Below are 26,589 nucleotides of genomic sequence, written 5' to 3' on the forward strand. Positions count from 1 at the left end.
CTTCCGGAAAGTTCTAGTGACGGCCGGGCTGCCACTTGAGCACCCGGCGCTCGACGGCGAGCAGGGCCGCGTTGAACCCGTAACCCAGGATGCCCAGCAGCACGATCCACGCCCACATCTGGTCGAAGTCGTACGCGCGCTGGGCCGCGATCAGCGCGTAGCCGATGCCGTTGAGCGAGCCGACGAGCTCCGAGATCGCCATCAGGATCAGCGAGATCGACAGCGACAGCCGCAGACCCGCGAAGATCTTCGGCATCGCGGCCGGCAGCACGACCGTGGTGATCCAGTAGAACCGCGGCGTGCGGAACGCCCGCGCGGTCTCGGCCTTCACCTTGTCGACCGAGCGCACGCCGTCCACCGTGTTGAGCACGATCGGCCACACGGAGCCGAAGATGATCGTGGCGATCTGCATGCCCGGTCCGATGTGGAACAGCACGATGAACACCGGCACCAGCGCGGGCGGCGGGATTGCGCGGAAGAACGCGAACAGCGGCCCCACGTAGTCCATGCCAGTCTTCGAACGCCCGAGCGCCGTTCCCAGTGCGACCCCCAGCACCACCGAGAGCAGCCAGCCGCCGAGCACGCGCGCGAGGCTGGGCAGGACGTGGTCGAACACCGCCTGGCCGAGGAAAACGTGCGAAGCCGGGCCGGAGAACCACAGCTGCACCGCCGCCGCGACGATCTTGGTCGGCGGCGGGAAGAACACGCTTTCCGTGAACTGCGTGATGACCTGCCAGAGCACCACGAGCACAACGAACAGCAGCCACTTGCGCGCGAAACCGCTCAGGCCGCGGCTCACGCGGCCGCGCGCGGCGGTTACCGGCTTGCCGACGACGGTCACGCGATGTCCCCTTCGTCGTTGCTGCTCCAGCGGAACAGTCGCTTGCCGAGGCGTTCGAGCCCTTCGTTGGCGAGGTATCCCAGCACCCCGGCCACGACGGTGCCCGCGAGCACCAGGTCCATCCGCCCGGAGCCCGACGACGCCTCGAGCACGAACTGCCCGATGCCCAGCTTCGCGCCGGCGAGGAACTCCGTGCTGATCACCAGGATCAGCGAGATCGCCGCCGACATCCGGATTCCGGTGAACACGAACGGCGCCGCGTGTGGCAGCGCCACCGACGTCAACAGCCGCGACTTCGGCGTGCCGTAGGAACGCGCGGTCTCGATGAGCACCGGGTCGATCTCGGCCATCGCGTAAATGGTGTTGAACAGGATGGGCCACACGGCCGCGTAGACGGCGAGCGTGATCTTCGCTTCGGGCCCGCCGCCGACCACGATGAGGATCAGCGGGATCCAGGCCACCGAAGGGATCGGCCGGAGGAACTCGACGATGGCCTTGGTCGCGTCGCGCAGCCAGCGCACGCTGCCGAGCACCAGTCCGGCGGGCACCGCGATCACGATGGAGATGGCCATCGCGATCAGCCACGCGAGCACGGACGCGATCACGTCACGCACGAACTCGGTGTCGCCGAACAGCTCGCCGATGCGCGCGAACACGACCGTGGGCGGCGGCACGTCGTTCTGGTCGATCAGACCGGCCCGCACGACGACCTCCCAGATCAGGAGGAAGCCGAGCAGACCGGCCAGGTTCCGAACGATCCGCACGTCAGGAGGCGCTCGGCTGCGCCACGATCATCTGCGCGACGTCGATCTTGGCCGGGATCGACCCGAACTGCTGCAGCAGGTCCGGCACGCGCTGCAGACGGCGGGCGTCCAAAGTGGACTGGAAGGTGAGCAGCGCGGTGAGCGAGGCGGTGGCCTGGTCGACCTTCGAGAACTGCACCATCAGCGGCTCGATCTTCGAGCGGTCCGCCGACTCCTTGGTGGCGCGCAGCATCGCCCGCTGGAACGCCGCCACGGTCTTCGGGTTCTCCGAAGTGAACTTGCCCAGCGAGCCGTAGCCCGCGGTCGGGAAGTCCTGCGTGGCACCGGTCGCCGTGTCGATGATCGGCACCGTGCCGTTGGTCTTCGCCGAGCCCGTGATGAACGGCTCGGTGAGGAAGCCCGCGTCCACGTCGCCGCGCTTCACGGCCGCGCCGATGCTCGGGAACGGCAGGGAAACCCACTGCACGTGCGAGAAGTCCACGCCGTTGTCGCGCATCACGGACTTGGTCAGGGTGTCGCAAATGGTGTTCTGCGCGGTGATGGCGATCTTCTTGCCCGCCAGGTCGCGCACGCTCTTCACCGAACCGTTGGGCATGGCCACGATCTCGGTGCTCTTCGGGCCGGCCGAGGAGGCGTCGGACACGAACTTGATGTCCGCGTTGCCCTTGCTCTTCGCGATGAAGAACGGCGTGTAGCTCGCGTAGGCGACGTCGACCTCTCCGGACAGGAGCTTCGTCACGGACGAGTCGCCGCTGGCGGCGTCGACGGAATCGACCTCGAGGCCTTCGTCCTTGAAGTAGCCGTTCTGCACGGCGAGGTGGAACGGTGCGACGTCGATCGTCGGCATGATCGAAACCTTGATCTTCGTCTTCTCGAGCCCCGACGCGCCGTTCGTGCTGCCCGAGTCGTCCGAACCCCCGAGCAGGCCGCAGCCGCTCGCGGTCAGTGCGACACCGCTCGCCAGGGCGAGGGAGAGGAAGCCACGGCGCCCGAGTCTTGCCTGGCTGCTCCCGGCTGTTTCAAACAAGGCCACTCCTTGGAGAATGAGGTCACATGGGTGTTTGACCGTGCTGGGTTTGGTGGGTGTGGCTCATTGTCCGGAGTCACGCGGCTACTGTAGAGAAGCGACGCATCCATCACAATGGGTGTTCATCAACGGTCCGGCAGTGGCGTGAATCACTCGATCAGGGGATCGAGGTGGTCGGGTTGAAGATCATCCAGCACGTCGGAGCCAACTACGAATCGGCTTGATCCGCTACTCGGGTGTTCCGGATCGGCTGTCAAGAGGGTTACAAATCACCGAGTCGTTCGCTACCCTCTGCTCCGGCAGTGTGAGGTGTGGACCACCGATGTAGTGAGAGTCAGCCTCGCTGAGAGGCACTCTGCGCAGGCCGGCACTCGTCGGCGGACTGGTGGCTTAGGCCTAATGGACCAGTGATCGACCAGTGCGGGGATCGAACGCCATGCAAGTACTGAACCGATTCCGCGTCCAGGGCGGCGCGAAACCGCACCTGGAAGTGGATCTTTTCCCCCGAAAGGGTGTAATGGCCCAGGTCGACCGGGCCGCTGAGGTGCCGGGCGGCCTGCCGGGAGCGTGCGGGTAGTGGTCGCGGGCACGGCAGGCTTCAACTCACAGGGTCCCTCGGGCCCGGACGAAGATGGTGGTGCGGCGGTGCCGAACGAAGACACCGCGGGGGTGGGAGGGGCCCCTGCGCGCGAGAGTGGGGCGAATCCCGCACGACGGGGTTCGGTCTTGGCGCTGAACAACTGGCGGCTTCGCTCGAAGCTGGCGCTGATCCTGATCATCCCGACGCTCACCGCGCTCGTGCTCGGCGCGTTGCGGGTAGCGGACGACGCGCAGCAGGCCGTTCAGCTCGGCCACACCGCCGACCAGGTCGCGTTCGCGGGCAAGGTGACCACGGTCATCCACGACCTGCAGGGCGAGCGCAGCCTCGCCGTCGCGCGGATCTCCTCCGGCGACGCGCTCCGCCAGACCGGGCTCGACGCGCAGATCGCGAAGGTCGACCACGACGTCGAGGACCTGCGCAACTCGCTGGTCAACCTGAACCCCGATGACCAGGCCACCGCTGATCGGTACGCCCGCGGAATCCAGCGCCTCGACGCGCTGCGCCCGCTGCGCGCGGCAGTGAGCTCCTCGTCCTACTCGGACATCGCGGTGCTGGACACCTATTCCTCCATCCTCAACTCGCTGATCCAGCTGGGCCGCGAGGTGACCACCGCGGTCACGGACCGCGACCTGCTGCGCCTGGGCAACAGCACGCAGGCCATCAGCGAGGCCAAGGAGTTCACGCTCCGCGGCGACACGGCCCTGGAGATCGCGGCCTTCCGCAACGGCTTCCCCGGAGACCTCCTCGACGAGACGCGCGCCGCCGAGGCCAGCGGCGACGCGTCCATCGCGGCGTTCCTCGCGAACGCCACCGACGACCAGGTGCAGCTGTACTCCGACACCGTTTCGGGCCCCGAGGTCGACGACCGGCGCCGCATCCAGACCCAGGCGTTCTCCTTCGCCCAGCAAGGCGAAGCGCTCAACATCGACCCGACGCAGCTCGGGCAGGACAGCACCGTCGCCTCCGACAAGATGCGCGCGGTCGAGACGAACCTGCTCACCCAGCTGCGGACCCAAGCCGACGACCTGGCCAGCTCGGCCGTGCGCTCGGCGTGGGTCGGCGGTGTGATCGTGCTCGCGGCGCTCATCGCGGCGCTGGTCCTCATGCTCGTGATCGCCCGCCTGATGCTGCGGCCGCTGCGCGTGCTGCGGACCACGGCGCTCGACGTGGCCTACACGAGGCTGCCGGAGACGGTTCAGTCCATTCTGGACGATCCGGATCCGGTCAACGCCTCGAAGAAGGCCGTCGACCCGGTGCCGGTCACCTCACGCGACGAGATCGGTGAAGTGGCGCGCTCGTTCGACGTGGTCCACGGCCAGGCCGTGAAGATGGCCGCCGAACAGGCCCTGCTGCGCGAGAACGTCAACGGCATCTTCGTGAACCTCTCGCGGCGGTCGCAGCGGCTGGTGGAACGTCAGCTCGGCGTGATCGACCGGCTCGAGGCCGACGAGCAGGACCCGGACCACTTGGCGAGTCTGTTCGAGCTCGACCACCTCGCCACCCGGTTGCGGCGCAACGGTGAGTCGCTGCTGGTGCTCTCGGGCGCCGGCCTCGCGAAGTCCGTGCCCAAGCCGGTGCCGGCGGCCGACGTGATCGGCGCCGCGGTGTCGGAGATCGAGCAGTACGCGCGCATCGAGGTCGGCATCGTCCCCGAGGTCGCCGTGCAGGGCCTCGCGATCCACGACCTCGTGCACGTGCTCGCCGAGCTGCTGGACAACGCAACCTACTTCTCCGAGCCGGAGACGAAGGTCACAGTTCGTGCGGTCGTCACGCGCAAGAAGGCCCTGGCCATCCAGATCACCGACCACGGCGTCGGCATGACGGAGGACCGTCTCGCCGAGGTCAACCAGCGCCTGGCCGACCCGCCGGACCTGGATGTGTCGGTGACTCGGCGAATGGGTCTGTACGTGGTCGCGCGCCTGGCCCAGCGCCACGGCATCGAGGTGCGGCTGCGCGAGAACGAGGACATCGAGGGCGGCGTGATCGCCCGCGTGGTGGTGCCGGCGGAGCTGCTCACGCAGCTGCGGGTCAACAACCCCGCGCCGCGGCAAACGCCGCCGCCGCTGACCCGCAACGAGGTCTCCCACCCGAGCCTGCCGCCGGCCAACCGGCAGCAGTTCGACCAGTTCGACTCGACGCCGCCGAGTTCCACGCCGCCTTCGTCGCCGCCCGCGGCGCCGCCCGCACCGGCCGTGCCGGCGCAGGCCAACGGTGGCCTCGTGCCGCTCGACCAGCCGATCAGCCTCGACGACCTGGTGGCGGGAAACCGTGCCGCCGGGCCGTTCCTGAGCCCCGAGGCGGCGCTGCCGGAAGCGCCGGCGTGGCCGACGGCCGAGGACCTCGCCCCGCTCACCAAGCAGTCCAACGGGGATGGTGCGAGCCTGGCGGAGACCCAGTTCCCGCCGCTGGTGCTCCCGAAGCGCGAACCGAAGTACGTCGCGCCGGAGGACCCACAGCGGCAGGAACCGGCCGTGGACGACGGCGCGTCGGCCCTCGAGGACGACGTGCCCACGCGGCGCCTGCCGATCTACCAGTCGGTGCTCTCACGGTGGTTCAGCGAGGGCGGCGAGGACGGCGAACCCGGTTCGGCCGACGAGCTCGGCGCTCCGGCTGCCGGCGCGGCTCCGACCGAGGCGGCCCCGGCGGAACCGGAGGCGCCCGGGGCCCCGGCGGCGAACGGGTCCTCGGCCGCCGCCGAGGAGCCTTCCGGGATCGACGGCGCCTTCGGCAGCCGTGAGGAGGAGCCGATCGAAGCGACGCCTCTCTACCCCGGTTCTGACGACGGCTGGAGCAGCGCGTCGGACGAGGGCTGGCAGGCCGCGCAGTCGTTGCTGGAGAAGAAGGCCGAGGAGATCACGCCGGCGGGCCTGCCCAAGCGGGTGCCCAACGCATACCTCGTGCCCGGTTCGATCGGCGGCGACTCGGCACCGGATGACCAGCACAATTCGTTCACCGACGCGACTGCCGGTCTGCCCGGAACGGGTGCTATCACCCGCTCGGCCGCCGCGGCCCGCAACAGGATGGCAAGCTTCCAGCGTGGGTACACCTCCGGACGGCACGCATTGAAGGATCGGCCGGCCGACGAAGCCCGGCTCGACGACGAAGGCGTACGGGTCACCGGGTCCGGGTATGTGAGCGACAGCAGTGAGGAGCGACAGTGACACGGGCGGGTGCAGTGCAGCCGGGGGGCGGCTCGGCGCAGCCGAACGGCAGGGCCGGCGGTGTGGCGGGCAGCTTCGCGTGGCTGATCACGGACTTCGTCCACCGGGTTCCGGGCGCGGCCCACGCGGTGGTCGTTTCGGCCGACGGGCTCCTGCTCGCGGCTTCGCGAGGGCTGCCGAAGGACCGGGCCGACCAGCTGGCGGCGGTCGCCTCCGGGCTGACCAGCCTGGCGCGCGGCGCGGCGAAGGTGTTCGAAGGCGGCCCGGTCGCGCAGACCGTGGTCGAGATGGCCAACGGCTTCCTCTTCCTGATGTCGGTCTCCGACGGCTCGTGCCTCGCGGTGCTGGGCGCGCCGGACAGCGACATCGGTCTCGTCGTGTACGAGATGACGTTGCTGGTCGAACGAGTCGGCCAGCAGCTGACGCCGGAAATGCGCGCGCAACTGCAGGGCGCTGCGATCCGCCGCTAGGCGGATCGGGAACTTCAGGAGCAGACCGTGGACGACGGGCGCTTGAGGGGCGATGGCCGGCTCGGTGACGATTTCACCGGCGGTTGGGCCGAGCGGGACGAAGGCCGGGAGGACTGGAAGTCCTTCCGGGACCGAGTGGACCGCGAGTGGCGCGCCCGGCGCGCCACGGGATCCGACGCGGAACCGGTGCGGGAGCCGCCGAACTGGCTGACGGACTCCAACGCCGGGCAGCAGCCGATCACCGGCGAGTACCGCGACCGCCTCCTGGGCGGCCCGGGCGCCGAGCTGTTCGGCGGCGCGAGCGGGCCGCTGTACGACTCCGCGGAGTTCGCGGCGTTCAGTGCCCAGCGCGACGGTTCGCCGGGACCGTCGTCCAACGAGCTCGCCGAAGCTCTGCCGCTGCAGGCCGCGGGCGAGTACGTGGACGAACCGCCGGTGGCCGAGGTGGAGACATCCGGGCTCGTGCGCCCGTATTTCCGCACCCGCGGCCGGACGAGGCCGACCTACGACCTCGCGATCGAGGCGCTGGTCTCGACCAGCGAGCAGGGGCGCGTGCTGGACCGCGTGCGCGTGCCCGAGCACCGGTCCATCTGCGATCTGTGCATCGACACCCGCTCCGTCGCGGAGGTGGCGGCGCTGCTGCGCCTGCCGCTCGGCGTCGTGCGGGTGCTCATTGGTGACGTGGCGGGTCTCGGACTGGTGCTGGTGCACACCACCAGCAGCACTTCCTCGGGCGACCGCCCCAGTATCGAGTTCATGGAAAGGGTGCTCAGTGGGCTTCGGAGAATTTGACTCCGACGCGAACACACCGCAGGTGACGGGTCCGACCTCGTCGGCCAAGATCGTGGTCGCGGGTGGGTTCGGTTCGGGCAAGACGACGCTGGTCGGGGCGATCTCGGAGATCGACCCGCTGACCACCGAGGCCATGATGACCGAGGCGAGTGTCGGCCACGACGACACTTCGGCCACGCCGAACAAGACGACCACCACGGTCGCCATGGACTTCGGCCGGATCTCGCTCGACTCGGACCTCGTGCTGTACGTGTTCGGCACGCCGGGCCAGCACCGGTTCTGGTTCATGTGGGACGACCTCGCCGTCGGTGCGATCGGCGCCGTGGTGCTGGTGGACACGCGCCGCCTCGCCGACGCGTTCCCGTCCATCGACTTCTTCGAGAACCGGAAACTGCCGTACGTGGTCGCGATCAACTGCTTCGACCGGTTGCTGCACCACCAGATCGAGGACGTGCGGCACGCCCTGACAATCTCCCCGTCGGTGCCGATCATGGCCTGCGACGCGCGCGAACGTGACTCCGCCAAGCAGGTGCTGATCTCGGTCGTGCAGCACGCCATCGCTCACGACACGGCACTGAGGGCAGGCTAGTGCGGCCGTTGGAGTGAACTCCACGTGCTTCACCCGCTTCGGGGAGTGCTGCCTCCGACCGGAGTAGGGCTCGCCGCCCGCTCTTCGGTACGGTCGGGGCCGGCAAGGCCCGAAGGGGCAGCCGGACGGCCGGTGACCTGCGCAGACACCCCGCTGCGCTCAGTTGCCGGTGCCACTACCGAGTGACCCACGTATGCGTGGTCACGTATGGGTTCGCGCGATGTGCGTCCGGATCGGTACGCACAGTGCACGGGTGCTCGCCCGACGCGGGCTCGACAGTGTCGGGCGGGTGAATACGCTGGAACGGCGTCTTCACGCCCGCCCGGCGATCATGGCGGTGTTCGGCGGTGTTCGACCAGTTTGGAGGGACAGTGACCGTTTCCGGCCAGGAAGGCCAGGGCACGTTCACCTGGCTGATCACGGATTTCGTGCGCCGGGTGCCCGGCGCCGCTCACGCCGTGCTGGTGTCGGCCGACGGTCTCCTGCTCGCGCCGTCGGAAGGTCTGCCGCAGGAGCGCGCCGAGCAGCTCTCGGCCGTCGCGTCGGGCCTCGTGAGCCTCACGCAGGGCGCCGCGCGGTGTTTCGAAGCCGGTGGTGTGAACCAGACGGTGGTCGAGATGGAGCTCGGGTACCTGTTCCTGATGTCGGTGTCCGACGGGTCGTCGCTGGCCGTGCTGGCCGCCCCCACGTGCGACATCGGCACGGTGGCGTACGAGATGACGCTGCTCGTGGAGCGCGTCGGCCAGCAGATCACGCCCGAACTGCGGGCCCAGCTCCAGGGCGGGGTGCGGGGTTAGCACATGAGGATCTCCGGTTTCGGCGAGCAGGACACGGGCGCTTGGGACGCGCTGCACAGGGGAACCGACCGTGAAGGCGTGGACTCGCCGAGCCATTTCGAGCTGAGCACGCTGAAAACGATGCTGCCGCACCGGCGGCCGGCTGCTTCCGCTGTGCCGCCACCGGCTCCCGTTCGTCCGGTTGCTCACGCTCCTGTCGCACCTTCGTCTTCTTCGCCTTCCACTTCCGACTACTACGACGATGACGGGTACGAGTGGGTCGAGGACGGGGAGTCGGGGTACTGGGAAGAGACCGGGACTTCCTCGGGGTACTACGACGCGGAGTCGTACCTGACGCACGAGGACCGTCAGGTTCCGGAGGACTCGGCTTATTACCAGGCTCCGGAGCGGCGGCATCTGGCTGCGGTGGAGGAGCCGGCCGGCGGGGCGGCGGATGAGCCCGGCTACGGGCAGGATGCTGCTCGTGCGACGGGGTACCAGCGGGCTCCGGAGTCCTACGGCTACGAACAGGCGCCTGCTGCGGATGCCGCGTACGCCTCGGGTTATCACCAGGCGCCCGCCGCCGACGACTACGCGTCGGGGTATCACCAGGCGCCGGCTTCGGATGCCTACGCCTCCGGGTACCAGCACGCTGAGCCGTCTCCCTCCGGCTACCACCAGCCGCCTGCTTCCGATGCGCGCTACCCGACGGACCACAACCGTTCCGCCGCACCGGAGTCGCATCCCGCCGAGCACCACCAGGCACCTGCCACCCAGTACCCCTCGGGCTACTTCGAAGCGCCCGCCTACGACTCCTCCGAGCCGACCGGCCGCCACGCGGTCGTCGCACCTTCGCACGCGGACCAGCACGGACGCCGCACCGCCGTCGACACCGCCGACCACGACCAGCCCTACCGCCCCACGCCGGCCGACGTCGGCTATCTCCCGCCGGCCGACGCGCAGCACCGTCTCGCCGAACCCCCGGAACGCGCCACGGGACGTCGCCGCGCTCCCGAACCCGTTGCGCCGCAGCAGGATTCGTACCCGGCTGAGCCGTACGCGCCCGAGTCTGCCGCGCACCGGCAGTACGCGCCTGAACCCGTTGCGGCACAACAGGACCAGTATCCGGCCGAGTCGTACTCGCCCGAGCCCGAGCACGCCTGGTCGCGCGAAGATCCGAGCCCCGCGGCGAAACCGGCGAAATCCCGCGTCCGCCCCTACGCCCGCACCCGCGGCCGCACGCGCTCCGACCACAACCTCGCGCTCGAAGCCCTGGTCTCCACCAGCGACGACGGCCGCCGCTACCGGGGCGTGCGCTCCATCGAGCACCGCCGCATCTGCGACCTCTGCCTGGACACCCGCTCGGTCGCCGAGATCGCCGCCCACCTCCACCTGCCGCTCGGCGTGGTGAAGGTCCTGGTCGGCGACATGGCCGACCTCGGCCTGGTCCTCATCCACCAAACCGAACTCGTCCTGGGCGACCGCTCCTCGCGCGACTTCATGGAGCGCGTCCTGCAGGGCCTGCGCAACCTCTGAGACGTCAGAGTGCGCTGCCGGTTCCGGCGCCGCGCAGCAGCGTGTCGACGACGATCTTCGTCGACCGCGTCGGCGCTCTTCACGTCCGTGTCCTGCGCGGCTTCGAGGATGAGCGCGCAGTAGACGCGGCGGGTCCAGTCCAGGTCCGCGCGCAGCGCGCCGGCTTCCTGAGCGCGCCGGAACAGCCGCACGCAAGTTTCGCGCACCTCCTCGTGCAAACGCGCGATCTCGCGGTTCGCCGATGACGCCTGGCTCATCGCGAAGCCCCAGCCGATCTTCACGCCGAGGACGTTCGCCGTCGTCTGGTGAAGCGCCACCAGCAGTGGCACGACATCCGGGTGCGCGGAGTCCACTGGGAAGGCCAAGCGCTGCGTGGCCCGCAACGCCAGCGCGTCGATGAGCGCTTCCCTGGTCGCGAATCGCCGGTGCATGGGCTCATGGTCTCGCGGCTCGTCCTGGGACCGCGAACTTCGGCTCGCGAACGTCCGAAGAGGACAGTCATGCCGTCATGGACCGCGCGCACGAGCACGGCATCACGTTCTTCGACACCGCCAACGCGTACGGCAAGCAGCCCGGCGGCACCAGGGAGAACCTCGGCCGCTGGTTCGCTCGCGGCCGCGACCGGCGTGAGCGGACCGTGCTGGCCACGAAGCTCTTCACGTCGACCGGCGACGGACCGAACGACCGCGGCCTGTCCGCGCGCCACATCCGCCACGCGATCGACGCGTCCCTGCTGCGCTTCGGCTCGTCCGACTTCGCCGGCTGGCACCTCGCGCAAACTCAGGAGGCCGCGCGGTCGCGGCACTTCCGCGGCCTGTTGCGCGCGCAGTCGATCTACAACCTGCTGTTCCGCTGGGCCGAGCTCGAAGTGTTCCCCGCCGCCCGTGCGTATGGTCTCGGCGTCATCCCGTGGTCCCCGCTCCACGGCGGCATCCTCAGCGGTGTGCTCCGCAAACAACGCGACGGCAGCGCCGACCGCAGCGGCACCGCCTGTCATCATCGGGCCCGCACGTTCGCGCACCTCGACGGAGCCCTGCGTGCCCTCGAGGTGAAGCTGGACGCGGACACCCTCGCCGAACTCGGCCGGCTCTGCCCGGCCCCGGGCCCCAACGGCGCGAAACCGGCAGCAGAGGCCTTGCCTGGTGAGGCCTTACTCCTCCACCAGCGCGGCCGAAGTGATCCGGTGCAACGGGTACCGCTCGTGATCCGTCCCCTCCAGCACGCCGCCGCCGACGCGCACCGGGCGGACGACGCGTTGGCTGGCCGTGCCGCGGGAGTCGACGAAGCCGATCCACACCTCGCGGCGTTCGAGGGTCGCGCGGGAGAGCAGTTCCAGCGTCGCGGTGGTGTCGGCGCCGCCGCCGGAGGGGGCGCGGACGGCGGAGCCGCGGCGGCGCGCGGTGGCCGCGTCGCCGGCACGGAGGTTGGCGACGATGCGCGTGGCCTGCTCGTCGGTGAGGACGGCCTGCTCGCCGGGGCGCGAGCGGGCCGCGCGGGCGCGCGCGGGAAGCCGGCGGCCGGACGGGCGGATGTCGACGACGCGGCCGTCCGGGCCTTCGGCGGCGGGCGCGAAACCCGCGCTGCGCAGAGCTTCCAGGACCTCGCCCAGCGGCACGGGGCTGATCAGGACCGTCGGGGCGATCATGCGCAGGTCGTACTCCGCGGCGACGGGGTGGGCGAGCACCTCGGCCAGCAGAGCCTCGTCGTCGCACCTCAGGAACGATGCGGCGGCACCGCCGCGGAGGCGGCCGTGGCGGCGGGCGACGTCGTCGATCAAGTACGTGAGTGCCTGCGGCACGGGGGTGGCGGACTTGGCACGGAACAGCGCGTGCAGCTCGTCGGCCGTGCGGCCGGTGTCGAGGGCGCGGCGCACGGTCGTCTCGGTCACGCGGTAGACGGTCGCGTGCCCGGCCGACTCGATGTCGGCGACGGTGGCCATGGCGGTCGCCAGTTCCGGTTCGAGCGGTCCCGGTGCGACGACCGTCAGGTCCGCCTGCACGAGCACGTGGTCGACCGGCGTGGGCAACGCGTCGTGCATCGCCTCGACAGCACCGGAGCGGTCGTCCTCCAGCAGCAGCCGGGTGGCGGTGGTCAGCGCGCCCAGGCCGATCAGGCCCAGCGCCGACCCTTCGGCCATCGTCCAGCCCACGGTCTCGTCGCGCAGCCGTCCGCCCCGCCGCGGCGCGCGCCACGCGAGCACGGACACCAGCTCGTCCACGCTCTTCACGCCGGAACCGGGCGCCAAGTCCGCGAGCGCCGCCAGCACCCGACGGCGCGAAACCGGCGCGAGCGGACGACGCAGGTCCTCCGACAACGGCGCGATCGGCTTGTCCTTCGCGTCCCGCCCGCCGGCGAGCCCGGGCAGCCGCGGCAGCTCCAGCCACGCCTGCGCCAGCGTCATCCAGCGCTGCACCGTCGGCGACGCGAGCCACGAATCCGTGAGCGTGGTCGGCACCCACTCCGGCGTGGTCGCCTCGCTGTCGGCCACCAAGCCGGCGCCCACGACCAGCTCCGCGACGAACGAAGCGCGCGCCTCGTCGGCCTCCAGGTCCTTCGCCAGCTTCCGCAGCTCCCGCACACCCAGCCCGCCCGACTTGAGCACGGGCGGCGGCGTGACTGACCACGAACGCAGCAGCGTTTCCGTCTGCCGCAACAACTCCATCGCCTCGCCGGCGGCTGCGGAGTCCACAGTGTCCGTCTGATGTGGATGGACGGGCAGCTCCGGCTCGACCAGGGTGGCCGCTTCGAACGCCGCCCCGCCGCGCAGCAACAGCCCCAGCTCGCGCGGCAGCTCCACCGTCTGGTCGTCGCGCCGCAGCAACAGCGAGCGCGCCAGTAGCTTCTGCACCGGCGTGGCCGCATCGGACAGCGAGACGTCGAAGCTCGCGTCACGGGTGCGCCCGATCGGCGGGCCGGCGGCCAGCGCCGTGAGCACCTTGCGCTCGTCCTCACCGACCTCCGCCAGCCGCGCGGCCAGGTCGGAAGCGGCCAACGCCGGTGAGGGCGCCCCAAGGCCCGCCGGGAACGGCCCCAGCGCGTCACGCGCGGCCGGCGGCACCCGCAGCTCGTCGTCCGCACCCCACACCAGCGCCCGCGCCCGCAACCGCGCCAGTGGGCCCGAAATGTCCGTTCCGACCAGTGCGGCAACCGAAGCCGACGAAACCGGCGCGGTGTCCGCTCCCGCCACGAGGAAGCCGTCGAGCACGGCCAACGTGAACGTGTCGAGGTCCTCGCAAGCGCGCGCGACCGAGCCCGGTGTGCCGGCGCGCGTGGCCAGCACGGTGGTGTCGGAAGGCGGCGGGGTCGACAGATCGCGACGGGTGCGCAGCAGGTCGGCGAGTGCGTCGTCGGACTCCGCACGCAGCCAGTCCGCCAGAGAGGTCGCGGGCATAGACGTCCAGGATACCGGGCGGGTGAGCGGGCGTCGGGGGTGTTCGGGCAGACTGTGGGCGAACCGGCGGCACCAGGTCAATGGAGGGCGTTGTGGCGAAGGGCGAGAACGGCAGGAAAAAGGGCATCGACCCCACCTGGCCGGCGGACGACGGTGAACACCCCGTGTCGGAGCTCGCGTCCGACCGGCAGGGCGCGCTGTCGCCGTTCGGCGACCTGACCTTCCCGCTCGACTCGGTGCCCTACGTGCACCCGGAGACGGAAATCAACCGCTGAATCCACGCTTCCGGGGAGACGACCGTAGTTACCGGTCAGTCACCCGGTTGGGGTCGGGTGGCGGCGGTCACGGGGCTAGTGTTCGAAGTGTCCTAGCCACAGGTTTCCCAGCGGGGAGTTAGTGCCATGCCGGTTCCCGGTCCCGGGTATTCGATCACCGTCCGGGTCGAGGCCCCGGCTTCCTCCACGGCCGCCGGTGACCTCACCACCGCCGTCGGCCGCGTCGGCGGGGTGCTCACAGCGTTCGACGTCGTCGAGTCGCACGCGGACACGATCGTGGTCGACATCAGCGCCAACGCGCTGTCGGAGAACCACGCGCAGGACATCACGCAGGCGCTCGACTCGCTGCCGGGCGTGAAGGTCCGCAAGGTCTCCGACCGGACGTTCCTGATCCACCTCGGCGGCAAGATCGAGGTCACGCCCAAGGTCGCGCTCCGCAACCGTGACGACCTCTCCCGCGCGTACACGCCGGGTGTCGCCCGGGTGTGCCAGGCGATCGCCGCGAACCCCGAGGACGCGCGCCGCCTGACCATCAAGCGCAACACCGTGGCCGTAGTCACGGACGGCTCCGCCGTGCTCGGCCTCGGCAACATCGGCCCGGCCGCCGCGCTGCCCGTGATGGAGGGCAAGGCGGCGCTGTTCAAGAAGTTCGCGGGCGTCGACGCGTGGCCGGTGTGCCTGGACACGCAGGACACCGAAGAGATCATCAAGATCGTCAAGGCGATCGCGCCGGTCTACGCGGGCATCAACCTCGAGGACATCGCGGCGCCGCGATGTTTCGAGATCGAGGCGCGCCTGCGTGAGCAGCTCGACATCCCGGTGTTCCACGACGACCAGCACGGCACGGCGATCGTGGTCGTCGCGGCGCTGCGCAACGCGCTGCGCGTGGTCGGCAAGGAGATCGAGGACTGCAAGATCGTGGTCAGCGGCGTCGGCGCGGCCGGCTCGGCCATCATCCGGCTGCTGCTGCGCAAGAACCCGGGTGACATCGTGGCCGCCGACATCGACGGCATCGTCCACCCGGACCGCGGCAACCTCGACGACAACCTGACCTGGATCGCGAACCACACCAACCGCGACAAGCAGGCCGGCACGCTGCACGAGGCCCTGGTCGACGCCGACGTGTTCATCGGCGTCTCGGCGCCGAACCTCTTCGGCGCCGAGCAGGTGGCGACGATGAACAAGGACGCCGTCGTCTTCGCGCTGGCGAACCCGGACCCGGAGATCGACCCGCTGGAGGCGCAGCAGCACGCCGCCGTGGTCGCCACCGGCCGCAGCGACTTCCCGAACCAGATCAACAACGTCCTGGCGTTCCCTGGCGTCTTCCGCGGCCTGCTCGACGCCGCCGCCCACAACATCGATGACAACATGCTGCTGGCGGCCGCCGACGCGATCGCCGACGTGGTGGACCAGAGCCGGCTCAACGCGTCGTTCATCGTGCCGAGCGTGTTCGACAACGCGGTGGCCCCGGCCGTCGCGGAGGCCGTGAAGGCGGCTGTCCGCGCGGAGGCCACGGCCGGCTGAGTTTCCCCGGGCACCACGAGGCCCCGTCATCGCTCGCCGCGGTGACGGGGCCTTTTGTCGGCCGGGACACCGCTGGCATAGCCTCCAGGGGTGAGTGAACTCAGCCACGTCGACGAAACCGGCGCCGCGCGGATGGTCGACGTCTCCGGCAAGACGGCGACCGCGCGCACGGCGCTCGCCGGCGGCACGGTGCACACCACCGCCGAGGTGGTGGAATTGTTGTCCGCCAACGGGTTGCCGAAGGGCGACGCACTGGCGACGGCCCGGATCGCCGGCATCATGGGCGCCAAGCGCGTGCCCGAGCTGATCCCGCTGTGCCACCAGATCGCGTTGTCCGGCGTGAAGGTGGAGTTCGAACTGGACTCCAGCGCCGTCCACATCAGCGCGACAGCGAAGACCACCGACGTCACCGGCGTCGAGATGGAGGCCCTCACGGCCGTCGCGGTCGCGGGGCTCACGCTGCACGACATGATCAAGGCCGTGGATCCGGCCGCGACGCTCGACAACGTCCGCCTGATCCGCAAAGACGGCGGGAAGACCGGCACGTGGGAGCGGCAGTCATGAGCGAGGCACGGGTGATCGTGGCGTCCAACCGCGCCGCGAAGGGCATCTACGAGGACAAAACCGGCCCGGTGCTCGTGGAGTGGCTCGCGGGGCGCGGCTACGCGGTTCCCGAGCCGGTGGTCGTCGAGGACGGTGAACCGGTGGGGATCGCCTTGCGCGCGGCGGTTTCCGAGGGCGTCGCGGTGGTCTTGACCACGGGCGGCACAGGCATTTCGCCGACGGACCGCACTCCGGACGTCACGCGCGAGGTGCTGGACTACGAACTTCCGGGCGTCGCGGACGCGATTCGGTCCGCGGGCCTGCCGCACGTGCCGACAGCCGTGCTGTCGCGCGGCCTCGCGGGTGTCGCGGGCCACACGCTCGTCGTCAACCTGCCCGGCTCGCGCGGCGGCGTGAAGGACGGGCTGGGCGTACTGGAAGGGATCCTGGACCACGCCGTGGACCAGCTCGCCGGCGGCGACCACCCCCGGCCCACTTCGGAGGACCTGGCCAAGGCCGAACAAGCCGCCGCGTCCACGGAGAACTCCGCCTCCGTCGCCGACGCACTCGCCGCGGACTCGCTGCCGGCGGATGCGCTCGAAGCCAAGACCCCGAGCACGCCTGGAGTCCGCATCCTCCGCGCGGAGGTCAGCGACCAGCCGCTGTCCGTCGACGACCACGCCCGCCTCGTGGAGGACGCCGCGGCCGGCGCTGTCGTCACCTTCGGCGGGGTCGTGCGCGACCACGACGGCGGCAAGGGCGTGCTCGACCTCGTCTACGAAGGCCACCCCACCGCGGGCGACGTGCTCGCCCAGGTCGTCACCGAGCTCGCCGGGGGCTGGACGGGCGTCCGCGCCGTGGCCGTGAGCCACCGTGTCGGCCCGCTCGCCATCGGCGACGTGGCGCTGGCGTGTGCTGTCGCCGCCGAGCACCGCGGCCAGGCCTTCACGGCCTGCGCGGAACTCGTCGACGAGGTGAAGGCCCGGCTCCCGATCTGGAAGCACCAGCATTTCACCGACGGCTCCGACGAATGGGTCAACTCACCCTGACCCGCCGCGGCCGCGGCCGTTCGGTAGATCCCACGAAGGGCCCCACCGCCGGGGGAAATTCGCGGTGGGGCCCTTTCGTCGGATCACAGCCAACCGAACGCTGCGCACTGAAGGACTTCACGACCTCACGAGAGGTCAGGAGTCACTTGGTGGCGATCTTCTGACCGACCAGGATCAGGTCGGCGTTCGGGATGTAGCCCTTGTTCAGCTGCTGCAGCTTCTCGAAGCCACCCTGAACGTTGAGCTGCTTGGCGATCTTCGACAGGCTGTCGCCGGCCACGACGGTGTAGTCACCGTTCGGGTTCGAGCTCGGCACGCCGGTGACCGGCGTGCTGGCGACCTTCTTGGGGGCGCTCGCGCTCTTCTTCGGGGTCGCCTTCTTGGTCGTCGACTTCGAGGTCGACTTGGTCGACTTCGTCGACTTGTGCGCCGCGGTCGAGCCGCCGGCACCCCTGCTGTAGCAGTTCGGCCACGCGCCGCCGCCCTGGCCCGCGAGAACGCGCTCGGCCACGGCGATCTGCTGCTCACGGGAAGCGTTCGCCGCACTGCCGGTGCCGCCGTAGGCCTTCCAGGTGCTCTGCGTGAACTGCAGGCCGCCGTAGTAGCCGTTGCCGGTGTTGGTGTTCCAGTTGCCGCTGCTCTCGCACTGCGCGACAGCGTCCCAGTTGGTCGCCGACGCGGGGGTCGCGGCGATCGCGATGGGCGCGCCGACCGCGATACCCGCGACAGCGACGCGGGCGATGGTGCGGGTGGCGGCGGACATCTTGCGGTGCTTGCCTCGGTACGACATGAGAATGCTTCTCGGTTTCCTGCACCTACGAGCCCGAAGGCTGAGGGCCGGGTTGGGAGCCCGTCCGCCCGTTGCCGGGCGGCAGACGCGGACAGCGCACGACGCGCGGTCTTCGTCCCCTCGTCCCTGTCCGGAAATGCTTTCGCTCGGGGTATGGGTCCGGGTATCCGTCGGACAGGGCTAGGCGCTACGGATTCCCGGTCTTGCTCGGTCGGTCGGGGCCAACCGAAAAGCGACGGTACGTAACGAGAGCCGTGATCGGAAATTATTCGGCATGTGACCTACGTCACAGTAACAGCAGGCAACCTCTCACGATCGCAATGTTTTCCCAGGTCAGATGGCCGTTATCTGCCCGTTTTCTGCCTGAGATATTTCACGGATCGTGAGGCTTGGATCACGTCGATAAGGCGTCAACGGTCCGTTCGCGCGGCCATTGAGTCGGGCACCCTAAACCACTCAGTGCGAAGTCCGCCAGTGCACGCCGAGTGGTTCTGCGAGTGCCCGGGAATACGCCGTGAGCGAACCACTTCGGAGAGTAGGTATTGACAAGAATGGCCGCCCACGGCGTCTTGAGCGCCGCTCGACGTGGTCCGGACCAAATGGCCGGGCGGGAGGGTTTGGGGGCTCAGTGAGCCCCTGAGCCGGGTCTGACGGGGTCTGCGCGAGGGTCAGCCGCCGGCGAAGGGTGGGAGCACATCGAGTTGCGCTCCGTCACTGAGGGCGCGATTCTGGTTACGGACGGCAACCTCGTTCAACAGGAAGCTCGCCGCGTCGAGGATGCGCTGCAATGGCCCCGGATGCAGCTCACGCACCAAGCGGACCGCGTCCGCGACGGTCGAGCCCTCAGGCAGCTTCAGCTTTTCCTCTTCCGCCCCCGCCGCCGCGCGGGCGGAGGCGAAGTAGCGGACCAGCACGGTCATCGGTTCCAGGGACTGGGGTGACATGTCATCCGCCGATCGCACTCATGGGCCGGATCGGCTGCGCGAACCCGGCTTCGTTGATCTCGTGGCCCGCGAGCTTCCCCCACATCGTGGCCCGCCAGGCGTCCGCCACCTCTTCATCACGCGCGCCCGCGCGCAGGAGGGCGCGCAGGTCCGTCTCGTCGTTGGAGAAGAGGCAGGAGCGCACCGCGCCGTCGGCCGTGAGCCGGGTGCGCTCGCACGCGGCGCAGAACGGCCTGGTCACCGACGCGATCACGCCCACGTCGCCGGGTCCGCCGTCGACCAGCCATCGCTCGGCCGGCGCGCCGCCGCGGGCGGCCGGGAACGGCGAGAGCGAGAACTCCTCGCCCAGCATCGACAGGATCTCCTCGGCGGTGATCATCTCGCCGCGGTTCCAGCCGTGCTGCGCGTCGAGCGGCATCTGCTCGATGAACCGCAGGTGGTAGCCCTCTTCGAGGCAGAACCGCAGCAATGGCACGGCCTCGTGCTCGTTGATCCCGCGCATCAGCACCGAGTTGACCTTCACCGGCGCCAGCCCCGCGTCACGCGCGGCGGCGAGGCCTGCGAGCACGTGGGTGAGCCGGTCGCGGCGGGTGATCTGCTCGAACAGCGCGCGGTCCACGGTGTCGAGGGACACGTTGATCCGGTCCAGGCCGGCCTCGGCGAGGCCCGTGGCCCGCTTCGCGAGACCGATCCCGTTGGTGGTCATGGAAACCCGCGGCCGCGGCTCGAGCGCCGTGACGCGCGCCACGATGCCCTCCAGGCCCCGGCGCAGCAGCGGCTCTCCGCCGGTCAAACGGATGTCGGTGACGCCCAGCGTCTCGACGGCGATGCGCATGAGCCGCACCAGCTCGTCGTCGCTGAGCACCTGCTCGCCGGGCATCCAGTCGAGGCCTTCGGCGGGCATGCAGTACGTGCAGCGCAGGTTGCAGCGGTCCGTGAGCGAGACCCTCAGATCCGTAGCCACGCGGCCGAACTGGTCGAGCAAGCCCGGATGATCGGGGCGGGGTGCCGAGGGCACGCCGGACGAACCTCGTGTACCGGGGACGCGAGGAAACCCAAGATGTACTGCCGTCATTACTCACAGCTTAACTCGCGCAGGCCCGAAAAGCCGACTCCTCCTTATCCACGGACAGGCTGACGAACGATGTCTCAGCAGCCTTCGGTGACCTCTGCGTGACCGCCTGCTCACGCACCCAGCCACGCCGCTCGCGCGCCGGCGCCACCGAGACTGTCCGGAATCGACCGCACCACCCTCGACCTCGCAGGACAGAAGGCGAAAACCCCTGGCGGTGACCTGGATCGTGGTGCGGATCCGACTGTCCACACCGGCTGTGGCGCGGGCGATCGGCCGGCCCGATCGACAGTGGCGGCCTGCGGCTGGGGACCGTCCGGCCGAACCCCGAGCGTTATCAGAACGCAATACTCGAAGAGTCACACAACGAACCGCGCGACAATTCAGGTTTCGCGTAGCTTTTCCTCAACTGCGGCGATAATCTTCCGACCATGCCGCAATTTCGGTTGTCCGAGGCCGCCAGGCTCCTCGGCGTCAGTGACGACACCGTCCGGCGCTGGGTCCGCAGCGGTCAGTTGACCGCGACGGACGACGCCGCCGGCCGGAAGGTCGTCGACGGTGCCCAGCTGGCCGGGTTCGCCCGCGCGCAGGCCGCCGGTCCCGACGACCCGTCGGCAGTCGGCCGCTCCGCCCGCAACCGCTTCGTGGGGCTCGTCACCGAGGTCACCGCCGACAAGGTGATGGCCCAGGTAGAGCTGCAGTGCGGGGCGCACCGAGTGGTGTCACTGATGAGTTCGGAAGCCGTCCGCGAGCTCGGGCTGCGCCCGGGTGTGCTCGCGGTGGCCGTTGTCAAGGCGACCACCGTCGTGGTGGAGACCCCGGAAGGAAACAGATGAAGAAGCTCGCCATCGCCGTCGCGGCGGTCGGGTTGTTGGCCGGTGCGTGCAGCGCGAACGACGAGGCCAGCACCAGCCCCGGCTCGGGCGGCCCGGCAGTGCCCTCGCCCGCCGGTTCGAGCGCAACGGGCACGCTGACGGTGTTCGCCGCCGCGTCGCTCACCGAGTCGTTCAGCGAGCTCGGCAAGGAGTTCGAGGCCGCGCACCCGGGTGTCACCGTCAAGTTCGACTACGAGGGCTCGGCGGCGCTCGTGCAGAAGCTGGACAACGGGGCCAAGGCCGACGTGTTCGCCTCCGCCGACCAGGCCAACATGGACAAGGCCGTGCAGGACGGTGTGATCGACGGGCAGCCGACGGTGTTCGCCACCAACAAGCTGGCGATCGCCGTGGCCAAGGGCAACCCCAAGGGCATCAAGGCCTTCTCCGACCTCACCAAGGCCGGCCTGACCGTGGTCGTCTGCGCGCAGCAGGTGCCGTGCGGCTCGGCGACCAAGAAGGTCGAGGACAGCACCCACGTCACGCTGAAGCCGGCGAGCGAGGAGACCGACGTCAAGCAGGTGCTGGCGAAGGTGCAGTCGGGTGACGCCGACGCGGGCCTGGTCTACGTCACCGACGCGACCTCGGCCGCGGACAAGGTCGACAAGGTGGACTTCCCGGAGTCTTCCGGCGCGATCAACAGCTACCCGATCGCCGTGGTGAAGGACGCTCCGCAGACCACTCTGGCCAAGGAGTTCAACGACTTCGTGCTCGGCGCGCAGGGCAAGGCCGAGCTGACCAAGATCGGGTTTGGCCCGGCGCAGTAAGGGGCAACGCGGTGCGGCGGCCGCGGCCCGGCTGCCGCACTCGCGGATTCCCCTTGTTCTCTGGATCCCCGCCGTAGTGGCACTCGCGCTCGTGGTGCTGCCCGTCGTCGGGCTGCTCGTGCGCTCGGACGTCGCCCGGTTCCCCTCTCTCCTGATCTCCGAGTCGTCGCTGGCCGCGTTGAAGCTGTCGGTGATCACGGCTGTGCTGTCCACGGTGGCGTGCGTGATTCTCGGCGTGCCGCTGGCCGTGGTGCTGGCCCGGTCGCGCGTGCGCGGCACGCGGCTGCTGCGCTCGATCGTGCTCCTGCCGCTGGTACTCCCGCCCGTGGTCGGCGGCCTCGCGCTGCTGTACCTGCTGGGGCGCAAGGGTTTCCTCGGCATGCTGATCAACGCGTTGACCGGGCAGCTGATCCCGTTCACGACCGCGGCCGTGGTGATCGCGCAGACGTTCGTCGCCATGCCGTTCCTGGTCGTGAGCCTCGAAGGCGCGCTGCGCGGCTCCGGCGACCGCTACGAGCAGGTGGCTGCCACGCTCGGCGCGCGGCCGTGGACGGTGTTCCGCCGCGTGACGCTGCCGTTGCTGCTGCCGGCGCTCGGCTCCGGCGTGGTGCTCAGCTTCGCCCGCGCGCTGGGGGAGTTCGGTGCGACCATCACCTTCGCCGGCAGCCTGGAAGGCGTCACCCGGACGTTGCCGCTGGAGGTCTACACGCAGGCCGAGGTGGACGTCGACAGCGCGGTGGCGCTCGCACTGCTGCTGATCGTCGTGGCGATCGTGGTCATCGCGGTGGCGCGGCCGCGGTCGTTCGAAGGTGGTTTCCGGTGACGCTCTCGGCCCGGATCGCGCTCTCACGCGGCACGTTCTCCCTCGACGTCGAGTTCACCGTGCCCGAAGCAACGGTGCTCGCGCTGCTCGGGCCGAACGGCTCCGGAAAATCCACAGTGCTCGGTGGCCTGGCCGGGCTGGTGCCCGTGACGTCGGCCGACATCACGTTGTCCGGCCGCGTGCTGGCGGGTGAGAAGGTGGACTTGCCGCCGCACGCGCGTGGTGTCGGATTGCTGTCGCAGGACGCGTTGCTGTTCCCGCATCTGTCCGCTTTGGACAATGTGGCTTTCGCGCCGCGTTCGGCCGGTGCCGGCCGGGTGAAGTCCCGGGAGATCGCGGAAAAGTGGCTGGCGGAGGTGGACGCCTCGGCGTTCGCGCGCCGCCGGCCCGGCCAGCTCTCCGGCGGCCAGCAGCAGCGGGTGGCGATCGCCAGGGCGCTGGCTTCGACGCCGTCGTTGCTGCTGCTCGACGAACCGTTCGCGGCTCTCGACGTGGACGCGGCGCCCGCGATCCGGGGACTGCTGCGGCGGGTGCTGCGCGACGGCCCGACGACGGTGCTGGTCACGCACGATCCGCTCGACGCACTGGCGCTGGCCGACCACGTGGCCGTGATGTCGAGCGGGCGCATCGTCGAACGAGGGCCGACGCGAGAGGTGCTGGCCGCGCCGCGCACGGCGTTCACGGCCCGGATCGCAGGCCTCAACCTGGTTTCGGGTGTCGCGGAGGCCGGGGGGCTGCGTACGAAGTCGGGTGTTCTGGTGTCGGGGCTGCTGTCGCCGGACGCCGTGGTCGGCGAGGCGGCCGTCGCGGTGTTCGAGCCCAACGCGGTGGCCGTGTACCCGCACGACGGCGAGCACCACGGCAGCCCGCGCAACACGGCCGAGGCCACGGTCGCGGCCCTGGAACCGCACGGGCCCGTGATCCGGCTGCGCGTGACCGGCGGGGGCTGGGCCGAGGGCCTGACCGCGGACCTCACCCCCGCGGCGGTGGCCGACCTGGAGCTGGAGCCGGGTTCGTCCGTGACGCTGTCGGTGAAAGCCGCGACGGTGGCGGTGCACCCCGCGCAAGCCTGACTGCTTTGTGCCCCAACGGAAATCCTTCGTTGCGGGCGCACTTTGCCGGGGGACCGTGGTACGGTGCGGCTGTTTCGATCAAGTTCCGCAGAACAGAGGACGGCGAGGGTGACAGAAGGCCGCTGGACGTACCTGAGCGACATGGACGGCGTCCTGGTTCGCGAAGAGCACCTCGTGCCGCGCGCAGATGAGTTCCTCGCCGAGCTGCGGGACAAGGACATCGGCTTCCTGGTGCTCACGAACAACTCCATCTACACCCCGCGCGACCTGCGGGCGCGGCTGCTGCGCACCGGGCTCGACGTCCCCGAGGAGTCGATCTGGACCTCCGCGCTGGCCACCGCGCAGTTCCTCGACTCGCAGCGCCCGGGCGGCACGGCGTTCGTGATCGGCGAGGCCGGGCTGACCACGGCGTTGCACGAGGTCGGTTACGTGCTGACCGAGCGCGACCCGGACTACGTGGTGCTGGGCGAGACCCGCACCTACAGCTTCAGCTCCATCACCAACGCCATCCGCCTGATCGAGCGCGGCGCGAAGTTCATCGCCACCAACCCGGACGCGACCGGCCCGAGCATGGAGGGTTCGCTGCCGGCCACGGGGTCCGTCGCGGCGCTGATCGAGCGCGCGACCGGGCGCTCGCCGTACTACGTGGGCAAGCCGAACCCGCTGATGATGCGCTCGGCGCTGCGGCGCCTGGGCGCGCACTCGGAGTCGACGCTCATGATCGGCGACCGCATGGACACCGACGTGCACGCGGGCCTCGAAGCGGGGCTGCAGACGATCCTCGTGCTCACCGGGATATCCAGTCAGGAGTCGGCTGAACGCTATCCGTATCGGCCGACGATGGTGATCGACTCCGTCGCGGACCTGATCGGGCGAACCCTGGACCCGTTCGGCGAAGGCTGACCGGCGTGCGCGCCGGAGCAGGGCCTATCGTCGAACGATGAGCGTGTATGTGGTGGGCGACGTCCACGGGCACCGCGACGCCCTGGCCGACGCACTGCGCGCCGAGGGGCTGGTCGACAGCGACGGCAAGTGGAGCGGCGCCGAGGACCGGCTGTGGTTCCTCGGCGACTTCGTGGACCGCGGTCCCGACGGCGTCGGCGTGATCGACTTCGTGCGTTCACTGCAGGAACAGGCGCCGGAGGCGGGCGGCTCCGTGGAGATGCTGCTGGGGAACCACGAGATCCTGCTCCTGGGGATGTACCACTTCGGCGACCGCCAGGTGCCGTCGGACTTCGGGCCGCGCAGCTTCGCCCGCAGCTGGGAGATCAACGGCGGCCTGCTGTCAGATCAGGACCGCCTGACACCGGAACACATCGAGTGGCTCTCGGCGCGCCTGTTGGTGACGCTGGTCGACGACCACCTGCTGATGCACTCGGACACGCTGGAGTACCTCGACTGGGGCTCGGACATCGCGTCGATCAACGCGTCGGTGAGGGAAATCCTGACCGGCAGCGACATCGAAGCGTGGTGGGACGTCTGGCGCCGGATGACCACGCGCTACGCCTTCCGCGGCCCGGCCGGCGAGGAGAACGCGGACGCGTTGATGACAGCCCTCGGCGGTTCGCGGATCGTCCACGGCCACAGCGTGATCGCCGACCAGCTGGGCATCCACCCGGCGCAGATCGAGGGGCCGTACCTGTACGCCGGTGGCAAGGCGCTGGGCATCGACGGCGGCCTGTTCGTGGGCGGACCGTGTCTCGTGGTGCCGTTGCCTTTTACCCCCGAGTCCTAGGGGACGTCGACGATCTCCTTGCCCAGCGGCATGAGCGACACGGGGATCAGCTTGAAGTTCGCGATCCCCAACGGGATCCCGATGATCGTGATGCACAGCGCGATGCCGGTGACCACGTGGCCGATTGCCAGCCACAGGCCGGCGAAGATGAACCAGATGATGTTGCCCAGCACCGACCCGACGCCCGCGTCGCGCCGGTCGACCACCGTCCGGCCGAACGGCCACAACGCGTAGTTCGCGATCCGGAACGACGCCAGTCCGAACGGGATGGTGATGATGAGGATGCAGCACACGATGCCCGCGAGGACGTAGCCCACGGCCATCCAGAATCCGCAGAGCACGAGCCAGATGATGTTCAGCAGCAGGCGCATCAGACGTGCAGCTCCCCACTCACCACGGTGACCGCCTGCCCACTGATGCGGACGCGGTCGTTGTCGAGTTCGGTTCGGACGACGCCGCCCCTTCGCGAGATCTGGTGGGCTTGCATCTTCGTCTTGCCGAGCTTCTTGCCCCAGTAGGGCGCCAGCGCGCAATGCGCCGACCCGGTGACCGGGTCTTCGTCCACCCCGACGCCGGGCCCGAAGAACCGGCTGACGAAGTCTTTCTGCTGTGTCGTGCTCTGGGCCGTGATGATCATGCGCCCGGTCCAGGTGCCCTTGAGCGCTTCAAGATCCGGCTGGGCCCGTTCGACGTCCTCGGCCGTTTCGAGCTCGATGAACAGGTTCTCCCTGCTGCGGCCGACGTAGAGGGGCTTGGTGTCTTTGATGATGTGGCCGACGTCCTCTTGGGTTTCCTGCGGCTCGTCGACGGGGAAGTCCATCTCGATCCAGCCGTCTTCGCGTTTGGTGCAGGTGAGGATTCCACTGCGCGTCTCGTACTTCTGCGTGCCACCGAGCACCTGCGTCACCGCGATGGTGGCGTGGCCACACAGGTCCACCTCGGTCGTCGGGGTGAACCAGCGCAGGGTTGTGGTGGTGTCGTTCTTCCTGACGATGGCGAACGCCTCCCCGGTGAACGCATCGACCACGTAGAACCGCATGGGGTTGACGGTACCGGGGGCGGTGGGTGGGGGTGTCAGGGATTTACCCTGGGTTTTGTGGGTGTCGTTTTGTCGACTTGCCTAGGCTCCAGTTGCCGGCCGCACCTGCTCGACACCCAGGGCGCGGCGCGCTCG

At 69.8% G+C, this 26,589-nt stretch carries 25 protein-coding genes and 2 pseudogenes; 18 read left to right on the forward strand and 9 right to left on the reverse strand.

The window, feature by feature from the left end; genetic code table 11:
• Window positions 1-13: 13 nt before the first annotated feature.
• From AB0F91_RS00645 to AB0F91_RS00655, 3 genes are read right to left on the reverse strand one after another with little or no spacing between them, the layout of a single operon-like run.
• Window positions 14-841: an ABC transporter permease gene (locus AB0F91_RS00645; RefSeq protein ID WP_360593549.1), complete on the reverse strand. Its 828-nt coding sequence runs from the start codon at window positions 839-841 to the stop codon at window positions 14-16.
• A complete protein-coding gene (locus AB0F91_RS00650) occupies window positions 838-1,605 on the reverse strand; it encodes an ABC transporter permease (RefSeq protein WP_360593550.1) in 768 nt (255 codons plus the stop codon). The genes AB0F91_RS00645 and AB0F91_RS00650 overlap by 4 nt, the downstream gene beginning before the upstream one ends.
• Before the next feature lies 1 nt (window position 1,606).
• Complete coding sequence (locus AB0F91_RS00655; RefSeq protein ID WP_360595081.1) at window positions 1,607-2,569, reverse strand: ABC transporter substrate-binding protein; 963 nt, start codon at window positions 2,567-2,569, stop codon at window positions 1,607-1,609.
• 708 nt (window positions 2,570-3,277) lie between these two features.
• Here AB0F91_RS00655 and AB0F91_RS00660 point away from each other — a divergent pair.
• From AB0F91_RS00660 to AB0F91_RS00695, 8 genes and pseudogenes are all read left to right on the forward strand, one after another.
• Complete coding sequence (locus tag AB0F91_RS00660; RefSeq protein WP_360593552.1) at window positions 3,278-6,394, forward strand: nitrate- and nitrite sensing domain-containing protein; 3,117 nt, start codon at window positions 3,278-3,280, stop codon at window positions 6,392-6,394.
• A gap of 14 nt (window positions 6,395-6,408) precedes the next feature.
• A complete protein-coding gene (locus tag AB0F91_RS00665) occupies window positions 6,409-6,864 on the forward strand; it encodes a roadblock/LC7 domain-containing protein (protein WP_360595082.1) in 456 nt (151 codons plus the stop codon).
• A gap of 27 nt (window positions 6,865-6,891) precedes the next feature.
• Window positions 6,892-7,656: a DUF742 domain-containing protein gene (locus AB0F91_RS00670; protein ID WP_360593553.1), complete on the forward strand. Its 765-nt coding sequence runs from the start codon at window positions 6,892-6,894 to the stop codon at window positions 7,654-7,656.
• On the forward strand, window positions 7,637-8,245 hold the full coding sequence (locus AB0F91_RS00675; protein ID WP_285972089.1) for an ATP/GTP-binding protein: 609 nt from the start codon (window positions 7,637-7,639) through the stop codon (window positions 8,243-8,245). Before AB0F91_RS00670 ends, AB0F91_RS00675 begins: the two co-directional genes overlap by 20 nt.
• Window positions 8,246-8,616: 371 nt before the next feature.
• A complete protein-coding gene (locus AB0F91_RS00680) occupies window positions 8,617-9,042 on the forward strand; it encodes a roadblock/LC7 domain-containing protein (RefSeq protein WP_360593556.1) in 426 nt (141 codons plus the stop codon).
• 1,182 nt (window positions 9,043-10,224) lie between these two features.
• Window positions 10,225-10,557 (forward strand): annotated as a pseudogene (locus tag AB0F91_RS00685) (DUF742 domain-containing protein); the annotation flags it as partial.
• 41 nt (window positions 10,558-10,598) lie between these two features.
• Entirely contained in the window at window positions 10,599-10,802 is a 204-nt protein-coding gene (locus AB0F91_RS00690) for a hypothetical protein (RefSeq protein ID WP_360593558.1), read from the forward strand.
• 263 nt (window positions 10,803-11,065) lie between these two features.
• Window positions 11,066-11,491 (forward strand): annotated as a pseudogene (locus tag AB0F91_RS00695) (aldo/keto reductase); the annotation flags it as partial.
• A 216-nt stretch (window positions 11,492-11,707) separates the two neighbouring features.
• Here the strand turns inward: AB0F91_RS00695 and AB0F91_RS00700 are convergent.
• The gene (locus tag AB0F91_RS00700; protein ID WP_360593559.1) at window positions 11,708-13,948 is read right to left on the reverse strand and encodes a helicase-associated domain-containing protein; all 2,241 of its coding nucleotides are present in this window, start codon (window positions 13,946-13,948) and stop codon (window positions 11,708-11,710) included.
• 92 nt (window positions 13,949-14,040) lie between these two features.
• On the opposite strand from AB0F91_RS00700, the gene AB0F91_RS00705 reads away from it, so the two are divergent.
• The 4 genes from AB0F91_RS00705 (at window position 14,041) to AB0F91_RS00720 (ending at window position 17,339) form a co-directional block, all read left to right on the forward strand.
• On the forward strand, window positions 14,041-14,223 hold the full coding sequence (locus tag AB0F91_RS00705; protein WP_360593561.1) for a hypothetical protein: 183 nt from the start codon (window positions 14,041-14,043) through the stop codon (window positions 14,221-14,223).
• 126 nt (window positions 14,224-14,349) lie between these two features.
• The gene (locus tag AB0F91_RS00710) at window positions 14,350-15,747 is read left to right on the forward strand and encodes an NAD-dependent malic enzyme (protein WP_360593563.1); all 1,398 of its coding nucleotides are present in this window, start codon (window positions 14,350-14,352) and stop codon (window positions 15,745-15,747) included.
• Between the two features lie 90 nt (window positions 15,748-15,837).
• Window positions 15,838-16,311, forward strand: a complete 474-nt coding sequence (gene moaC / locus AB0F91_RS00715; protein WP_360593565.1) for a cyclic pyranopterin monophosphate synthase MoaC — start codon at window positions 15,838-15,840, stop codon at window positions 16,309-16,311.
• A complete protein-coding gene (locus tag AB0F91_RS00720; RefSeq protein WP_360593566.1) occupies window positions 16,308-17,339 on the forward strand; it encodes a molybdenum cofactor biosynthesis protein MoaE in 1,032 nt (343 codons plus the stop codon). The genes moaC and AB0F91_RS00720 overlap by 4 nt, the downstream gene beginning before the upstream one ends.
• A 142-nt stretch (window positions 17,340-17,481) precedes the next feature.
• Here AB0F91_RS00720 and AB0F91_RS00725 read toward each other — a convergent pair whose 3' ends face one another.
• The 3 genes from AB0F91_RS00725 to moaA all read right to left on the reverse strand — a co-directional run bounded on the left by AB0F91_RS00725 (window position 17,482) and on the right by moaA (window position 20,148).
• Window positions 17,482-18,129 (reverse strand): transglycosylase family protein, encoded by a 648-nt coding sequence (locus AB0F91_RS00725; protein ID WP_360593567.1) that lies wholly within the window; start codon window positions 18,127-18,129, stop codon window positions 17,482-17,484.
• 668 nt (window positions 18,130-18,797) lie between these two features.
• Complete coding sequence (locus AB0F91_RS00730; protein WP_360593568.1) at window positions 18,798-19,049, reverse strand: MoaD/ThiS family protein; 252 nt, start codon at window positions 19,047-19,049, stop codon at window positions 18,798-18,800.
• Between the two features lie 25 nt (window positions 19,050-19,074).
• Window positions 19,075-20,148 (reverse strand): GTP 3',8-cyclase MoaA, encoded by a 1,074-nt coding sequence (moaA, locus tag AB0F91_RS00735; protein WP_360593569.1) that lies wholly within the window; start codon window positions 20,146-20,148, stop codon window positions 19,075-19,077.
• A 428-nt stretch (window positions 20,149-20,576) separates the two neighbouring features.
• Between moaA and AB0F91_RS00740 the strand changes: the two genes are divergently transcribed.
• From AB0F91_RS00740 to AB0F91_RS00765, 6 genes are all read left to right on the forward strand, one after another.
• Window positions 20,577-20,981, forward strand: coding sequence for a helix-turn-helix transcriptional regulator (locus tag AB0F91_RS00740; protein ID WP_360593570.1), 405 nt, complete (start codon window positions 20,577-20,579; stop codon window positions 20,979-20,981).
• Entirely contained in the window at window positions 20,978-21,784 is an 807-nt protein-coding gene (gene modA / locus AB0F91_RS00745; protein ID WP_360593571.1) for a molybdate ABC transporter substrate-binding protein, read from the forward strand. Before AB0F91_RS00740 ends, modA begins: the two co-directional genes overlap by 4 nt.
• 46 nt (window positions 21,785-21,830) lie before the next feature.
• Complete coding sequence (locus AB0F91_RS00750) at window positions 21,831-22,607, forward strand: ABC transporter permease (protein WP_360595084.1); 777 nt, start codon at window positions 21,831-21,833, stop codon at window positions 22,605-22,607.
• Complete coding sequence (locus tag AB0F91_RS00755; protein ID WP_360593572.1) at window positions 22,604-23,680, forward strand: ABC transporter ATP-binding protein; 1,077 nt, start codon at window positions 22,604-22,606, stop codon at window positions 23,678-23,680. Before AB0F91_RS00750 ends, AB0F91_RS00755 begins: the two co-directional genes overlap by 4 nt.
• A 108-nt stretch (window positions 23,681-23,788) precedes the next feature.
• Window positions 23,789-24,583 carry an HAD-IIA family hydrolase gene (locus tag AB0F91_RS00760; RefSeq protein ID WP_360593574.1) on the forward strand — a complete coding sequence of 265 codons (795 nt, stop codon included), beginning with the start codon at window positions 23,789-23,791 and terminating at the stop codon, window positions 24,581-24,583.
• 37 nt (window positions 24,584-24,620) lie between these two features.
• The gene (locus AB0F91_RS00765) at window positions 24,621-25,415 is read left to right on the forward strand and encodes a metallophosphoesterase family protein (RefSeq protein ID WP_360593575.1); all 795 of its coding nucleotides are present in this window, start codon (window positions 24,621-24,623) and stop codon (window positions 25,413-25,415) included.
• Here AB0F91_RS00765 and AB0F91_RS00770 read toward each other — a convergent pair.
• Entirely contained in the window at window positions 25,412-25,786 is a 375-nt protein-coding gene (locus tag AB0F91_RS00770) for a YccF domain-containing protein (RefSeq protein ID WP_360593577.1), read from the reverse strand. The genes AB0F91_RS00765 and AB0F91_RS00770 overlap by 4 nt on opposite strands.
• Window positions 25,786-26,454, reverse strand: coding sequence for a PhzF family phenazine biosynthesis protein (locus AB0F91_RS00775; protein WP_360593578.1), 669 nt, complete (start codon window positions 26,452-26,454; stop codon window positions 25,786-25,788). The genes AB0F91_RS00770 and AB0F91_RS00775 overlap by 1 nt, the downstream gene beginning before the upstream one ends.
• Window positions 26,455-26,589: the final 135 nt, after the last annotated feature.

Source organism: Amycolatopsis sp. NPDC023774 (assembly GCF_040639695.1).
GTDB lineage: Bacteria > Actinomycetota > Actinomycetes > Mycobacteriales > Pseudonocardiaceae > Amycolatopsis.